Origin of the sequence: Actinoplanes sp. CA-030573, from assembly GCF_050951115.1 — a bacterium.
Taxonomy (GTDB): Bacteria; Actinomycetota; Actinomycetes; order Mycobacteriales; family Micromonosporaceae; genus Actinoplanes.
On record NZ_CP192038.1, the window covers coordinates 6721415 to 6735948 of the forward strand.

At 72.1% G+C, this 14534-nt stretch carries 13 protein-coding genes; 7 read left to right on the top strand and 6 right to left on the bottom strand.

The features are described from left to right. Positions 1–3: 3 nt before the first annotated feature. Both glpK (ACQP2F_RS31010) and ACQP2F_RS31015 read right to left on the bottom strand, forming a co-directional pair. Positions 4–1497 (bottom strand): glycerol kinase GlpK, encoded by a 1494-nt coding sequence (glpK, locus tag ACQP2F_RS31010; RefSeq protein WP_433293594.1) that lies wholly within the window; start codon positions 1495–1497, stop codon positions 4–6. Between the two features lie 20 nt (positions 1498–1517). Next, on the bottom strand, positions 1518–2279 hold the full coding sequence (locus ACQP2F_RS31015; protein WP_433293596.1) for an IclR family transcriptional regulator: 762 nt from the start codon (positions 2277–2279) through the stop codon (positions 1518–1520). Between the two features lie 122 nt (positions 2280–2401). On the opposite strand from ACQP2F_RS31015, the gene ACQP2F_RS31020 reads away from it, so the two are divergent. The 3 genes from ACQP2F_RS31020 to ACQP2F_RS31030 are packed head-to-tail and all read left to right on the top strand — an operon-like array spanning position 2402 to position 6460. Further along, entirely contained in the window at positions 2402–3247 is an 846-nt protein-coding gene (locus tag ACQP2F_RS31020; protein WP_433293598.1) for an MIP/aquaporin family protein, read from the top strand. Continuing rightward, the gene (gene glpK / locus ACQP2F_RS31025; RefSeq protein WP_433293601.1) at positions 3240–4757 is read left to right on the top strand and encodes a glycerol kinase GlpK; all 1518 of its coding nucleotides are present in this window, start codon (positions 3240–3242) and stop codon (positions 4755–4757) included. Before ACQP2F_RS31020 ends, glpK (ACQP2F_RS31025) begins: the two co-directional genes overlap by 8 nt. Before the next feature lie 2 nt (positions 4758–4759). Further along, positions 4760–6460 (top strand): glycerol-3-phosphate dehydrogenase/oxidase, encoded by a 1701-nt coding sequence (locus ACQP2F_RS31030; protein WP_433293603.1) that lies wholly within the window; start codon positions 4760–4762, stop codon positions 6458–6460. A 16-nt stretch (positions 6461–6476) separates the two neighbouring features. Here ACQP2F_RS31030 and ACQP2F_RS31035 read toward each other — a convergent pair whose 3' ends face one another. Together ACQP2F_RS31035 and ACQP2F_RS31040 are read right to left on the bottom strand one after the other, a co-directional pair. Next, positions 6477–6716 (bottom strand): hypothetical protein, encoded by a 240-nt coding sequence (locus ACQP2F_RS31035; protein WP_433293605.1) that lies wholly within the window; start codon positions 6714–6716, stop codon positions 6477–6479. Positions 6717–6779: 63 nt separating this feature from the next. Next, positions 6780–8744, bottom strand: a complete 1965-nt coding sequence (locus ACQP2F_RS31040; RefSeq protein ID WP_433293607.1) for an MFS transporter — start codon at positions 8742–8744, stop codon at positions 6780–6782. Positions 8745–8902: 158 nt separating this feature from the next. Between ACQP2F_RS31040 and ACQP2F_RS31045 the strand changes: the two genes are divergently transcribed. After that, a complete protein-coding gene (locus tag ACQP2F_RS31045; RefSeq protein ID WP_433293609.1) occupies positions 8903–9334 on the top strand; it encodes a universal stress protein in 432 nt (143 codons plus the stop codon). A gap of 11 nt (positions 9335–9345) precedes the next feature. Here the strand turns inward: ACQP2F_RS31045 and ACQP2F_RS31050 are convergent, their stop codons facing one another. Then, positions 9346–11055 carry a hypothetical protein gene (locus ACQP2F_RS31050; RefSeq protein ID WP_433293611.1) on the bottom strand — a complete coding sequence of 570 codons (1710 nt, stop codon included), beginning with the start codon at positions 11053–11055 and terminating at the stop codon, positions 9346–9348. A 204-nt stretch (positions 11056–11259) separates the two neighbouring features. Here ACQP2F_RS31050 and ACQP2F_RS31055 point away from each other — a divergent pair, with 204 nt between their 5' ends. Further along, positions 11260–11787 (top strand): hypothetical protein, encoded by a 528-nt coding sequence (locus ACQP2F_RS31055; protein ID WP_433293613.1) that lies wholly within the window; start codon positions 11260–11262, stop codon positions 11785–11787. Between the two features lie 41 nt (positions 11788–11828). Here ACQP2F_RS31055 and ACQP2F_RS31060 read toward each other — a convergent pair whose 3' ends face one another. Continuing rightward, positions 11829–12500 (bottom strand): NUDIX hydrolase, encoded by a 672-nt coding sequence (locus tag ACQP2F_RS31060; RefSeq protein WP_433293615.1) that lies wholly within the window; start codon positions 12498–12500, stop codon positions 11829–11831. A 63-nt stretch (positions 12501–12563) separates the two neighbouring features. Between ACQP2F_RS31060 and ACQP2F_RS31065 the strand changes: the two genes are divergently transcribed. Both ACQP2F_RS31065 and ACQP2F_RS31070 read left to right on the top strand, forming a co-directional pair. After that, on the top strand, positions 12564–13652 hold the full coding sequence (locus ACQP2F_RS31065) for an SPFH domain-containing protein (protein WP_433293617.1): 1089 nt from the start codon (positions 12564–12566) through the stop codon (positions 13650–13652). Continuing rightward, entirely contained in the window at positions 13649–14527 is an 879-nt protein-coding gene (locus ACQP2F_RS31070; RefSeq protein WP_433293619.1) for a hypothetical protein, read from the top strand. The genes ACQP2F_RS31065 and ACQP2F_RS31070 overlap by 4 nt, the downstream gene beginning before the upstream one ends. The last annotated feature ends 7 nt before the right edge of the window (positions 14528–14534 follow it).

A 14534-nucleotide genomic window follows, 5' to 3' on the forward strand; every position in this document is an offset into this window, starting at 1 on the left:
AAGTCAGGACGGGCGGGTCCAGTCGAAGGTCCGCTCGACCGCCCGCTGCCAGTTGCCGTACTCGGACTTGCGCTTCTCCGGGTCCATGCTCGGCAGCCACTGCGCCGCGCGGTGCCAGTTCTGGCGCAGGCCCTCGAGGTCGGGCCAGTAGCCGACGGCCAGGCCGGCCGCGTACGCCGCGCCCAGGGACACCGTCTCGGCGGCCAGCGGGCGGACCACCGGCACGTCCAGGACGTCGGCCAGGAACTGCATCAGCAGGTTGTCGGCGGTCATGCCGCCGTCCACCCGCAGCGTGGTCAGGTCCAGGCCCGAGTCGGCGTTCATCGCCTCGACCACCTCGAGCGTCTGCCAGGCGGTGGCCTCCAGGACGGCGCGGGCCAGGTGGCCCTTGGTGATGTACGAGGTGAGTCCGACGATCACGCCCCGGGCCTCGCTGCGCCAGTACGGTGCGTAGAGGCCGGAGAACGCGGGCACGATGTAGCAGCCGCCGTTGTCGGCGACGGTGCGGGCCAGGGTCTCGATCTCGGGGGCGGTGGTGATCAGCTCCAGCTGGTCGCGGAACCACTGCACCAGCGAGCCGGTGATCGCGATCGAGCCCTCCAGCGCGTACGCCGCCCGGCCGCCGGCGATCTGGTAGGCGACCGTGCTGAGCAGCCCGTGCGTGGAACGGACGAGCTCATCGCCGGTGTTCAGGAGCAAGAAGCTGCCGGTCCCGTACGTGCATTTGGCCTCACCCGGCGTGAAGCAGGTCTGACCGAAAAGGGCCGCCTGCTGATCACCGAGCGCGGCCCCGATGCGTACCCCCGGAAAGGCCGCCACCGCCGTGCCGAACACGCCGATCGACGGCCGCACCTCCGGCAGCATCGCGCGCGGCACGCCGAAGAACGCCAGCGCCGCCGGCGACCAGTCGAGCGTGTGCACGTCGAGGAGCATGGTGCGGCTCGCGTTGGTGACGTCGGTGACGTGCAGGCCGCCGGTGAGCTTCCAGATCAGCCAGGTCTCCATCGTGCCGAAGAGGACCTCGCCGCGCTCGGCCCGCTCGCGCACCTCGGGGTGGTGGTCGAGCAGCCAGCGCATCCGCGGGCCGGAGAAGTACGTCGCCATCGGCAGCGCCGAGTCGTGCTCGACCCGCTCGGCGCCCACGGTGTGGGAGAGCTCCTGGACCAGCGCGTCGGTGCGGGTGTCCTGCCAGACGATGGCGTGGCCGATCGGCGTGCCGGTGTCGCGGTCCCAGAGCAGCGTGGTCTCCCGCTGGTTGGCGATGCCGACGGCGGCCACCTGCTCCTCGGTGATGCCGGCCCGGCGCAGCGCCTCGGGAGCGAGCCGCTCGACGTTGCGCCAGATCTCGGCGGCGTCGTGCTCGACCCATCCCGGTTTGGGGTAGTACTGCCGGTGCTCCTGCTGGGCCAGGGAGACCAGCCGCCCGCGACGGTCGAAGACGATGCACCGGGTCGAGGTGGTGCCCTGGTCGATGGCGACGACATAGCGCTCGGTCATGAGTCTCCCCCTTGAGGCTCTCAGCGTCGGGCAGCTCCGAGGTCCTGGGAGATGGCACGGGCCGCGTCCCGGACATAGGCGACGAGGTGCTGGTGCGGGCGGTAGTGGCTGTCGCAGATCCGCTCGACCAGGCCGTTGATGCCGATCGCCCCGACGACCAGGCCGCCGTAGCCGCGGATCGGCGCCGCCACCGAGGCGTTGCCGGGCGTGGTCTCCTCGGCCTCCAGCGCCCAGCCGGTGTCGCGCACCTGCTGGAGCTCGGCCGCGAGCGCGCGCGGCGAGAGGATGGTGCGGCGGGTGAAGCGGACCAGCTCCTTCGGCGGGACGGCGCCCTCGGCCCGGTACGCGAGGAGCACCTTGCCGAGCGCGGTGGCGTGCAGCGGCAGCAGCGCCCCGACGTCGAGGGTCTGGAACGTGTCGTCGGGACGGAAGACGTGGTGGACGACGAGCACCTGTCCGTCGAGGACGGTGCCGATGCGTACCGCCTCCCCGCTGCGCGCCGCGAGCGGGTCGGCCCAGTTGATCGAGCGGGAACGCAGCTCGTTGATGTCGAGGTGGGCGGTGCCGAGGTGCAGCAGCGCGGTGCCGAGCTGATAGCGGCCGGAGACGCGGTCCTGTTCGACGAATCCGACATGTTGCAGGGTGCGCAGAATGCCGTGGGTGGTGCCCTTCGCCAGATCGAGCGAGCGGGCGATCTCGCCCAGCGCGAGACGCCCCGACCCCCCGGCGAGCAGGCGCAGGATCGCGGCGGCCCGCTCGATCGACTGCACGGTTCCGGGCACGTTTCGACTCTATGCCAGGACGTGAACGCCCACCGTGGTCAATGTTCGACAATGCCGAACGGCCGTCATTGCCCGTGTCCTGCTCGCTACCTAGCGTCCGGGGCATCTAGCAAGGAGGGCACATGGCAGAACGTCTGAGAGTCCCGGGCTTGCTGGGCGAACTGATCGCCGAGTTCGCCGGGACAATGATCCTCATCCTCTTCGGCGTCGGCGTCGTCGCACAGGTGGTCGCGGGCGGATTCGGCGACCACGACAGCATCGCCTGGGCGTGGGGCCTGGGCGTGACGCTCGGCGTCTACGTCGCGGCCCGGACCAGCGGCGCACACCTCAACCCGGCCGTCACCATCGCACTCGCCGCGTTCAAGGGCTTCGAGTGGCGCAAGGTGGCCCCCTACGCTGTCGCACAGTTCCTCGGGGCGTTCGTCGCCGCCCTGATCGTCCGCTGGACCTACAGCGACGTGCTGCACGCGAAGGACCCCTTCCTGACGATCAAGACGCAGGGCGTGTTCTCGACCCTGCCCGGCAACGGAGTGCTGCCGGTCTCGCACTGGAGCGCCCTGCTCGACCAGATCGTCGGCACGGCCATCCTGCTGTTCCTGATCCTGGCCATCACCGACGAGCGCAACACGGCGCCGCTGGCCAACCTGGCGCCCTTCATCATCGGCCTGCTGGTGGTCGCCATCGGCATGGCGTGGGGCACCAACGCCGGGTACGCGATCAACCCGGCCCGTGACTTCGGCCCGCGACTCGCCAGCTTCCTCACCGGCTACGGCGGTGCGTTCCGCGACCAGACCGGGTATCTCTATTTCTGGATCCCGATCGTCGGACCCATCGTCGGCGGCCTCGTGGGCGCCGGCCTGTACCAGGCACTGATCGCGCGGTTCCTGCCGCCGCCGGAGGCGCCGCAGGAGCCCGGCCGGATCCCGACCCCGCCCGAAGGAGAGACAGTGGAGGCAACCCGTGGCTGACTTCGTCGGAGCCGTGGACCAGGGCACGACCAGCACCCGCTTCATGATTTTCGACCATGGCGGGAACGAGGTCGCCCGGCACCAGCTCGAGCACGAGCAGATCCTGCCCCAGGCCGGCTGGGTCGAGCACAACCCGGTCGAGATCCTGGACCGGACCACGACGGTCGTGCGCACCGCCATGCAGAAGGCGAACCTGCAGGCGAGCGACTTGGCCGCGCTGGGCATCACCAACCAGCGGGAGACCGCCGTGGTGTGGGACAAGCGCACCGGGCGGCCCTACTACAACGCGATCGTCTGGCAGGACACCCGCACCGACCGCATCGCGTCGGCCCTCGACCGGGACGGCCGCGGCGACGTGATCCGCCGCAAGGCCGGCCTGCCCCCGGCCACCTACTTCTCGGGCGGCAAGATCCAGTGGATCCTGGAGAACGTCGACGGGGTCCGGGAGGCGGCCGAGCGCGGCGACGCGATCTTCGGCAACACCGACAGCTGGCTGCTGTGGAACATGACCGGCGGGGTCGACGGCGGCAACCACGTCACCGACGTGACCAACGCCAGCCGCACGATGCTGATGAACCTCGAGACGCTGCAGTGGGACGACGAGCTGCTCGGCTTCTTCGGCATCCCGCGCTCGATGCTCCCGGAGATCCGGCCCTCGTCCGACCCCAACACCTACGGCGTGGCCCGGTGGCCCGGCCCGCTGGGCGGGGAGGTCCCGCTCACCGGCGACCTCGGCGATCAGCAGGCGGCGACCGTCGGGCAGGTCTGCTTCGCGCCCGGCGAGGCCAAGAACACGTACGGGACCGGGAACTTCATGCTCTTGAACACCGGCACCGAGCTGGTCCGGTCGGAGAACGGGCTGCTCACCACCGTCTGCTACAAGTTCGGGGACGCGGCGCCGGTCTACGCGCTGGAGGGCTCGATCGCGGTCACCGGCTCGGCCGTGCAGTGGCTGCGCGACCAGCTCCACGTGATCAACTCGGCCGAGGAGAGCGAGACGCTGGCGGCCTCGGTGCCGGACAACGGCGGCGTCTACTTCGTGCCGGCCTTCTCCGGGCTGTTCGCGCCCTACTGGCGGTCCGACGCCCGCGGCGCGATCGTCGGCCTGTCCCGCTTCAACACCGGCGCGCACATCGCCCGGGCCACCCTCGAGTCGATCTGCTACCAGAGCCGCGACGTGGTCGACGCGATGGCGCAGGACTCGGGCGTGACCCTGGACGTGCTCAAGGTGGACGGCGGCATCACGGCCAACAACCTGTGCATGCAGATCCAGGCCGACGTGCTCGGGGTGCCGGTCAGCCGGCCGGTGGTGGCCGAGACGACGGCGCTGGGAGCGGCGTACGCGGCCGGTCTCGCCGTGGGTTTCTGGAAGTCGACCGACGAGTTGCGTGAGAACTGGAACGAGTCGCAGCGCTGGGAGCCGGCCTCGACCGAGGAGCAACGCGCCGAGGGCTACGCGCGGTGGAAGAAGGCGGTGCAGCGCACTCTCGACTGGGTGGACGTGGACTGACCATGACTGTTGCTCTGTCACCGGAGTATCGGGACTCGGCGCTGGCCGCGCTGGCCGGCGCCGAGCTCGACGTGCTCGTCGTGGGCGGTGGCGTGGTGGGCGCGGGCTGCGCTCTCGACGCCACCACCCGCGGCCTGTCCGTCGGGCTGGTCGAGGCGCGCGACTTCGCCTCGGGCACGTCGAGCCGATCCAGCAAGCTCATCCACGGCGGCCTGCGCTACCTCGAGATGCTCGACTTCGCGCTGGTACGCGAGGCGCTGCGCGAGCGGGGGCTGCTGCTGACCCGCCTCGCGCCGCACCTGGTGCGGCCGGTCCGCTTCCTCTACCCGCTGCAGCATCGGGCCTGGGAACGGATCTACGCCGGCACCGGGGTCACGCTCTACGACACCATGGCGCTCAACGGCGGGCTGCCGCACCACCGCAACCTGTCGCTTCGCGGCGCGCTGCGCGAGTGCCCGGCCCTGAAGAAGGAGTCCCTGGTCGGCGCGTTGCAGTACTACGACGCGCAGGTCGACGACGCCCGGCACACTATGTTCCTGGCGCGCACGGCGGCGGCGTACGGCGCGCACGTCGCCTCGCGCGCCGAGGTGGTCGGCTTCCTGCGCGAGGGCGAGCGGGTCACCGGCGTGCGGGTGCACGACCTCGAGCACGACCGGACCTTCGAGGTACGCGCCCAGCAGGTCATCAACGCGACCGGTGTCTGGACGGACGACACCCAGGCCCTGGTCGGCGAGCGCGGCCAGTTCCACGTGCGGGCCTCGAAGGGCATCCACCTGGTCGTGCCCCGCGACCGGATCCAGTCCAAGACCGGGCTGATCCTGCGCACCGAGAAGAGCGTGCTCTTCGTCATCCCGTGGGGCCGGCACTGGATCATCGGGACCACCGACACCGACTGGGCGCTGGACAAGGCGCATCCGGCGGCGTCCAGCACCGACATCGACTACCTGCTCGAGCACGTGAACTCGGTGCTGGTCTCGCCGCTGTCGCGGGCCGACGTGCAGGGCGTCTACGCCGGGCTGCGGCCGCTGCTGTCGGGCGAGTCGGAGTCGACGTCGCAGCTGTCGCGCGAGCACACCGTCGGCAGCCCGCAGCCCGGGCTGGTCGTGGTCGCCGGGGGCAAGTACACGACGTACCGGGTGATGGCCCGCGACGCCGTGGACGCCTGCGTGCACAACCTGGGCCGGTCGGTCCCGCCGTCCTGCACCCAGGTCGTGCCGCTGCTCGGCGCCGAAGGCTTCACCGCGCTGTGGAACCGGCGCCGGGTGCTGGCAACCGAGTCGGGCCTGCACGTGGCCCGGGTCGAGCACCTGCTCGGCCGCTACGGCACGCTGGTCACCGAGGTGCTCGACCTGGTGCGGGCCGATCCCGACCTGGCCGGCCCGGTCGAGGGCGCCGAGGACTACCTGCGCGCGGAGCTCGTCTACGCGGCCAGTCACGAGGGCGCCCGCCACCTGGAGGACCTGCTGACCCGGCGGACACGCATCTCGATCGAGACCTTCGACCGGGGCGTGACCGCGGCGCCGGTGGCCGCGTCGCTGGTGGCCGGAGTGCTCGGCTGGACCGAGGAGCAGACCGCCCGCGAGGTGGAGAACTACCGCCTGCGGGTCGAGGCCGAGCGGCGCTCCCAGGAGCAACCCGACGACGAGACCGCCGACGCCGCCCGCCTCGGCGCCCCGGACGTGGTGCCCCTGAGCCGCCCCTAGGCCGCGTGTTTCTCGCCTATCCGGAGCGGGCCTCCTTCGCGGCGAGGCGTTCCATGGCCGTCACGTACTGACGCTCGGTGATCTCACCGGCGGCCAGCTGGGCGGCCAGGACGCCCTCGGCGCTCGCCCGTTGCGTCGGTGTCACCGGCGTGGTGCGCCACGGACGTGCGGCCGCCGGCTCCCGGACGACTTTCGACCAGACGGAGACCGCGCACACCGACAAGACGACCACGACAAATACATAGAGGAAGACCATCCCCCGTCACCTCCGGACACCCATGGTTGTCCGGAGGTGACTTGATCGGAAGACTCCCGTCGACTAGACGTCACTCACCGTGTCGGGGGTGTCGGCGCCGGGGGTGGCGGTCGGGCCGGTCCGGCCGGCCACGCCGGCCGCGCCGGCCGCGCCGGCCTCGTCCCGGACTTTGTCGGCGGCCGCGAACATCCGGTCCTCGTCGAGCGCGGACGTCTGCACCACGAGCACGTCGCAGACCGCGTTGCGCACGACGCCGGCCGGCACCGAGCCGAGCAGCTGGCCCTGGCTCGCGCCGAGGCCGCGGTTGCCGACCACGATCAGGTTCGCCGGATCGTTGCCCACGGTGTCGAGCAGGGCCTGCGCCGGGTCGCCGGCCACCAGGCGCTGCTCGATGTAGCGGGCCCGCTCCCGGGTCAGCCCGGTCACCGACTTGGCCAGCGCGTCGCGGGCCGCGTCGGCGCCGAAGATGTCGCGGTGCAGGCCGGCGGCCTGGGCCTCGGACTGCTCGCCGCCGTCGCGGTAGGCGGTGACCACCACCAGCTTGGCCTGGGCGGCCTGTGCCACCTCGGCGGCGCGGTCCACGGCGTACAGGCTGGTGGGTGTGCCGTCGGAGCCCACGACCACCCGGTCGTACACGCTGATGCTCCGCCTTGCTCCCAGCGGCACGATCGGGGACTCGTCGGCCTCGTCCGGCGGGTTGACCCACAGCATCGCCACCGCGCCGATCCCCATCAGCACGCCGGCCACCAGGATCGCGTTCGAGCCCTTGCCGTCCAGGAAGTGCTTGAAGATCCAGCCGAAGGTCACCGTCTCGATCAGCATCGGGACGACGATCATCATGTTCAGGATGCCCATGTAGACGCCGGTGCGCTTGGCCGGGACCATGCTGGCGACCATCAGGTACGGGATGCCGACCGCGCTGGCCCAGAAGATGCCCAGGCCGATCATCGGGAGCAGGGCAACGTACTGGTTGGTGATGTGCGCGAGCCAGGAGAGCGCCACCGCGCCCAGCGCGAGGGCGATCGCGTGCACCCGCTTGGCGCCGATCCGCCGGGCGAACCCGACCAGGAAGAGCGCCGAGATCATGGTGACGAAGTTGTAGGCGCCGTTCATCAGGCCGCTCCACGCGATGGCGCTGTCCCACGCCGGGCCGCCCTGCTCGGGATTGGCGCCGAAGACCGTCTCGCCGAGGCTGACGGCCAGGAACTGCCAGTAGATGAACATCGCGTACCACTGGAAGAGGAACACCACGCCGATCTTGTGCATGGCCACCGGCATCGTGCGTACGGCGTCGGAGATGTCGTGCACGAAGCCGCCGAGGCCCTTCGGCGCGGCGCGCATCTCGGCCAGCTCCTCGTCCGACGGCGTCAGCTCGCGGGTCCGCGCCATCGCGGTCAGCACGGTGGCGAGGATGCAGACCGTGCCGATCATGAAGCAGACGTACATCCAGTACGGGACGCCGTTGCCCGCGGTCTTCTCCAGCGCCGAGACCTTCTGGAGCAGGAAGAGCGAGATGTTGGCCAGCACCGCGCCGGCGCCGGTGAACATGCTCTGCGTCAGGAAGCCCCGGGCCAGCTGTGACTTGGGCAGCCGGTCGGAGATGAAGGCCCGGTACGGCTCCATCGAGGTGTTGTTGCCGGCGTCGAGCAGCCAGAAGCAGAGCACGCCGATCCACAGGACGCCGACGAACGGGAAGACGAACAGGATGATCGCGCAGAGGATCGCGCCGGCCGTCACGAACGGACGCCGCCGCCCCCAGCGCGGGCTCCAGGTGCGGTCGCTGATCGCGCCGATCAGCGGCTGGATGATCAGCCCGGTGACCGGCCCGGCGAGGTTGAGGATCGGCAGCTGGTCGGGGTTCGCGCCGATCAGCAAGAAGAGCGGGTTCACCGCCGACTGGGTGAGACCGAAGCTGAACTGCACACCGAAGAACCCGAGGTTCATCATCAGGATCGCGGCGCCGGTCATCAGCGGCTTGCGGTCCACCGCGCCGGTCTCGGCGACGACTTCCGGTGTCGTGGTGGTCATGGCGACCCCTTCGACGAAGTGATCTACGTCATAGTCCCGTCTCGACGCTAAATCGGTCTCGCGGCTCTCGCAACTCAGAGTTTTCGATCTCTTACCGGCGGTGAACTCGTGCAATACTCCGGGAATCGTCCCGGCGCGTCGCGGAGGGAGAGACGGCGATGAACAAGTGGAAGACCATCGTGGTCGGCGTCGACGGATCGACCGGCAGCCGCCGGGCGCTGACCTGGGCCGCGGCCGAGGCCGCCGACCACGGCGCCAATCTGTTCGTGATCAATGTCTGGGAGCACACGCTGCTGCCGCCGGCGGGCAGCGTCACGGTCTCCGAGCACTATGTGCCGGAGCCGAGCCAGAGCACCACCGACCAGCTGGTCCAGCTGATCCGGCAGGAGCTCGGCGACGAGCCGCCGCTCGCCGTCCAGGCCCAGGTCAAGCAGGGCCGGCCGGCCAAGGTGCTGATCGAGGAGTCGACGGACGCCGATCTGCTCGTGGTCGGCGTCCGCGGTCACGGCGGCTTCGCCGGGCTGGTGCTCGGCTCGGTGAGCCAGCACGTCGCGGCCTACGCGAAGTGCCCGGTCGCCGTGATCCGCTGAGGCCGGCGGGGTCAGCCGCGCGCCGGGCAGACCACGTAGTCCCGCGGCGCCGGGAGCCGGGCGGACGGGTCGCAGTTGAAGCGCCGGGCGATCAGCGCGCGGACCTCGGGGCTCGACCGGCCGATGTTGAACCATTTGGGCTGCCAGACCAGGTACTTCGCATCCTGGTCGCCGGTCAGGCACTTGAGGTTGTCGGCGTAGCTGCGGTACGTGCGCACCTCGAGGATGCCGGCGCCGCGCTGCAACCACTGCGGTGACGGGTAGCGGCAGCTGGTCGGGTTGCCCATGGCCTGGTTGACCGAGCCGAAGGTCAGGTACAGCACCGGGGTGTCCCGGCCGAGGCGCCGGCTGAGGTCGGCGAACGCGTGGCCGTTCCACCCGCTGTTGTAGATCGCGTAGTCGTACGAGCTGAACGCGTACGGCGCGCCCGGCATCGAGGCCGGCACCAGCGCGGCACAGAGCGCGACGAGCCCGACCGCCCAGGGCGCCGCCGGCACCCGGCGCCGGCCCGAGCCGAGCCCGGCGAGCACCAGGGCCGCGACCACCGCGACGAGGCCGATCACGATCGCCGTCTCGTCGGCATGGGCGAGCCGCCAGCCGGCCGGGCGGCGCAGCAGCAGGTAGCACGACACGGCCACGAGCAGCGTCATGATCGCCAGGGGGAGCCGGGCGGCCGGGACCAGCGCGTAGGCGGCGCCCCACACGCCGGCGGCCAGGATCGGCACGATCGCGAAGTGGTACATGTAGAACTCGCCCTGACCGTAGGCGGAGGCCACCGACAGGCCGGCCGCGACGACGGCGACCCCGGCCCCGATCCACCGGCCGCGACCGGACGGCGCGCGGCGGACCAGCACGACGGCGGCGGCCGGCGCCAGCACCACCACCGGGCTCAGGATCGCCACGTTGGCGACGCCGATCAGCAGGTGGTGGATGTCCTCCCAGCGGATGCCGTGGTGGATCGGCGAATCCTGCACCAGGGCGGCCTGGTCGGCGAGCCAGATCCACTCCCAGGGCAGCAGCTGCTTGGTCAGCACGTACCAGACGGCGACGGCGAGGGCGGTCATGCCGGACGCCCAGATCGCCCGGCGGCGGCCGAGCACGGCCACGATCAGCAGGGCCAGCAGCGCGACCGGGAAGGTCGCGAGCTTCACCGCCACCACGAGGCAGGCGGCCACGCCGCCGAGGACGCCGCCGAGCCAGTCCCGCCGGGGCGCGCAGGCGGCGCCGACCGCGAGCACGCCGGCCAGCGCGGCGACCCAGTCGGGCTCGAGGAAGTGCCAGGGCGGGGCGACGACCAGGGCCAGGCCGGTCGCGACCGCGATGCCGGTGGCCGCCGCGGCGCCGAGGAACCGGCGGACCCCGAAGTAGAGGACCGCCACCACGCCGGCGATGAGCACCCAGGCCTCGGCCCGCAGCAGCGTCTGCTGGACCACCACCCGCTCGTCGGCCACGAAGAGCGCGCGGAAGTCGTCCATCCAGCCGATCAGCAGCTTGTAGACGACGGGCCGGGCGATGAAGACGTCCCAGATGCTCACCCCGCCCTTGCCGGCGGTCTCGATGCCGCCGAGCGCGTACGTGACATCGCCGTTGAGCTGCGCGCGGAGGGTGACGCCGATCGAGGCCAGCGCGACCAGGGCCGCGATCACCCCACCCACGGTCTGCGGCACGGATCGGGCGCGCTTGGGCGCCTCGGTGGGCGGAGACCCGAGGGTCGTGGTCATCGGCCTGCGGCCCTTTCGGGGTCGGGTAGCGGTCAAGGCTGCCCGGAACGGTAGCGCCTCACCGCTCCCCTCATCCGTTCGGCTATGGCCGTCTAGGCGTTTCGTCCTTATTGCCGGAATCGCCGCGCGTGCGTCGCGCGGTATGACCGATTTGCGGCTTAACGTCAGACCTATCGGAAGCGAGACCAACAGAGAGGTCATGCGATGAGCAAGAAGATGACGAAGGCCCTGGCCGCGGTCGCCCTGGTCGGCGCGGCCGGCTCGGCGGCCGCCCTGGCGACGGCCGGCCCGGCCGCCGCCGCGCCCCGCGGGCCGCAGCCGGTCACCACCCGGCTCGCCCCGGTCACGGCGAACATGCCGAGCTGGGTGAACATCGCGTGGCGTACGGACCGGCCGGTCTGCGACGCCCGCGTGTCGGTCGACGGCGGCCGCTCGGTGGCCGTCTCGTACCTGCGCCCGGGCCGTACCACCACGTTCCGGACCGGCGACACGCTGCGCCCGGGCCGCACCGGGGTCACCACGATCCGGGTCAACGCCATGCGCCGGACCAGCGGGTTCGAGGTGCTCAAGGCGGCGCTGTCGTACACCGACTGCGGCCGGCACGCCCGCACCCAGTTCGCCCGGGTCAACCTGGTGCTGCCGGTCGTGCGCAACGCCGGCCCGCAGGGCCAGGGCCAGGGCCAGGGCCAGGGCCACGGCCACGGGCACGGCCACCGGCCGGGCCAGCACTGATCACCCGCAGTTGAGGAAAGGGGGCCGCCGGCCCCCTTTCCTCATGGGCGCAGCAACGCGGGGTGCAGCAGCGTCGCGGTGCCGCGCCGGTAGAGCTGCGCCGGGCGGCCCCGCTCCCGGATGACCGTCTCCCCGGTCGGCTCGACGAAGCCCGAGGCCCCGGTCACCTTGCGGTGGAAGTTGCGCGGGTCCAGCCGGGTGCGCCACACCGTCTCGTAGACCGCGCGCAGCTCGCCGATCGTGAACTCGGGCGGGCAGAACGCGGTCGCCAGCGGCGTGTACTCGAGCTTGGCCCGGGCCCGCTCGACCCCGTCGGCCAGGATCCGGGCGTGGTCGAAGGCGAGCTCCCCGGCCGACGACACCGGCCGCCACTCGGCCCCGGCCGCGTCGCTGCCCGCGGTCGGCGCCGGCAGGTCGGGCAGCAGGGCCAGGTAGGCGACCGTCACGACCCTCCCCCGCGGGTCACGGCCGGGATCGCCGTACGTCGAAAGCTGCTCGAAGTGCCCGGACAGAGGATCGAGCCCGGTCTCCTCGCGCAGCTCGCGCGCGGCCGCCGCGTCGAGGGTCTCGGACGGCAGCACGAACCCGCCCGGCAGCGCCCACCGCCCCTCGAACGGCGGGATACCGCGCCGGATCAGCAGCACCTGCAGTGCGCCCTCCCGGATGGTCAGCAGCACGAGATCCACCGTGACCGCCGCCGTGTTTCGCGTCATGTTGACGATAATAACTCGCACCCTTTATCGTCACTGTGACGTTAAAGGAAAGGACGGCACGACATGGCTGACGTGACACGACGCCTGCACCTCCGGCACCTGCGCGGAGCGCCGACCAGCTGGGTCAGTCACACCGTCGGCGGGAAGACCAAGCGGGCCGGCACCGGGCTCTCCTTCTGGTACCGGCCGCTCACCGCGGTGCTGTCCGAGGTGCCGGTCGACGACCGCGAGCTGCCCCTGCTCTTCCACGCCCGCACCGAGGACTTCGCCGACGTGACCGTGCAGGCCACGGTGACCTACCGGTTCAGCGAGCCGGCCGCGGCCGCCGGCCGGCTCGACTTCTCGATCGACCCCTACCGCGGCCGGTGGAAGGGGCAGCCGCTCGACCAGGTCGCGACCCTGCTGGCCGAGCTGGCCCAGCAGCCGGCGCTCGACCTGCTCGCCCGGCTGCCGCTGGCCGAGGCGCTGACCACCGGCATCGCGCCGGTGCGGCAGTCGGTCGCCGACGCCCTGGCGGCCGACCCGCGGCTGACCGAGACCGGCGTGACCGTGGTGAGTGCCCGGGTGGTGGCGATCCGGCCCGAGCCCGACCTCGAGCGGGCGCTCCAGACCCCCACCCGCGAGCAGGTGCAGCAGGAGGCGGACCGGGCGACGTACGCCCGCCGCGCGAACGCGGTGCAGCAGGAGCGCGCGATCGCCGAGAACGAGCTGCAGAGCAAGATCGAGCTGGCCCGGCGGGAGCAGCAGCTGGTCGAGCAGCGCGGCGCCAACACCCGGCGCGGGGCCGAGCTCGACGCCGATGCCCAGCTGGTGACGGCACGCGGCGAGACCGAACGGCAGCTGGTCGCGGCGCGCGGCGAGGCGGAACGGCAGGAGGTGGCGGCGACGGCCGCGGCGGACCGGGCACGGTTGATGGCCGCGGCCGAAGCCGATGCCGATCGCGTACGGGATGAGGCCCGCGCCGCCGGAGCGCGAGCGGTCGGCCTGGCCGAGGCCGAGGCCGAGACCGCGCGCCTGGCCGCCTACCGCGACGTCGACCCGGCGGTGCTGCAGGCGCTCGCCCTCAAGGAGCTGGCCGGCCACGTGCCGGACATCAACGAGCTCACCGTGACCCCCGACATCCTGGCCAAGCTGGTCGGGCGGCTGGGATGAGCACGCTCACCCCGCGGGTGGTGGTCGTGTCGCGGCGCAGCGAGCTGGACGAGCTGCTCGCCCGGCACGGCACCCGGGGCGCGGCCGCCTACTTCCTGAAGCAGCGCGGCCGCGACCTGGACGAGGTCACCGCCCGGCACGAGGCGTTGCAGGCGGCGCTGACCGAGGTCGGCGCCGCCGTCCCGGCCGACTGGCGGCGCGGCCACGTCGAGCGGGCCGACCTGCCCCGGTTCCTGTTCGCGCCCGAGGACGTGGTGGTCGCCGTCGGCCAGGACGGCCTGGTGGCGAACGTGGCGAAGTACGTGGACGGCCAGCCGGTGATCGGCGTCGACCCCGAGCCCGGCCGCAACGCCGGCGTCCTGGTCCGGCACCGGGCGGCCGCGGTCGCCGGGCTGCTGACCGCGCCGGCGGCCCAGGAACGGACCATGGTCGTGGCCCGGCTCGACGACGGCCAGGAGCTCTACGGCCTCAACGAGATCTTCGTGGGCCACCCGAGCCACCAGTCGGCGCGCTACGTGCTGAGCGTGCCCGGCGGCGATCGGGAGCGGCAGTCGTCGTCGGGGCTGATCGTCGGCACCGGGACCGGCGCGACCGGCTGGTGCGCCTCGATCGCCGGGTCGCGGGCGGTCGCCCCGCCCGCGCCGGCGCCCGCGGACCAGGCGCTGTGCTGGTTCGTCCGCGAGGCGTGGCCCTCGCCGGCGACCGGGGTGCGGCTGGTCGCCGGGGTGCTGGGCGCCGGCGAGCGGATCGAGCTGACCGGCGAGTCCGAGCGGCTGGTCGTCTTCGCCGACGGCCTCGAGTCGGACGCGCTGGAGCTGACCTGGGGTCAGCGCGTCGAGGTCGGCGTCGCGGCCCGCCGGCTCCGGCTGGTCTGACCGGGCC

Bases quoted from the DNA above. Each gene is read 5' to 3' on its own strand.
- glpK (WP_433293594.1), bottom strand. From the start codon at position 1,497: ATGACCGAGCGCTATGTCGTCGCCATCGACCAGGGCACCACCTCGACC.
- ACQP2F_RS31020 (WP_433293598.1), top strand. From the start codon at position 2,402: ATGGCAGAACGTCTGAGAGTCCCGGGCTTGCTGGGCGAACTGATCGCC.
- ACQP2F_RS31030 (WP_433293603.1), top strand. From the start codon at position 4,760: ATGACTGTTGCTCTGTCACCGGAGTATCGGGACTCGGCGCTGGCCGCG.
- ACQP2F_RS31035 (WP_433293605.1), bottom strand. From the start codon at position 6,716: ATGGTCTTCCTCTATGTATTTGTCGTGGTCGTCTTGTCGGTGTGCGCG.
- ACQP2F_RS31040 (WP_433293607.1), bottom strand. From the start codon at position 8,744: ATGACCACCACGACACCGGAAGTCGTCGCCGAGACCGGCGCGGTGGAC.
- ACQP2F_RS31045 (WP_433293609.1), top strand. From the start codon at position 8,903: ATGAACAAGTGGAAGACCATCGTGGTCGGCGTCGACGGATCGACCGGC.
- ACQP2F_RS31050 (WP_433293611.1), bottom strand. From the start codon at position 11,055: ATGACCACGACCCTCGGGTCTCCGCCCACCGAGGCGCCCAAGCGCGCC.
- ACQP2F_RS31055 (WP_433293613.1), top strand. From the start codon at position 11,260: ATGAGCAAGAAGATGACGAAGGCCCTGGCCGCGGTCGCCCTGGTCGGC.
- ACQP2F_RS31060 (WP_433293615.1), bottom strand. From the start codon at position 12,500: ATGACGCGAAACACGGCGGCGGTCACGGTGGATCTCGTGCTGCTGACC.
- ACQP2F_RS31065 (WP_433293617.1), top strand. From the start codon at position 12,564: ATGGCTGACGTGACACGACGCCTGCACCTCCGGCACCTGCGCGGAGCG.
- ACQP2F_RS31070 (WP_433293619.1), top strand. From the start codon at position 13,649: ATGAGCACGCTCACCCCGCGGGTGGTGGTCGTGTCGCGGCGCAGCGAG.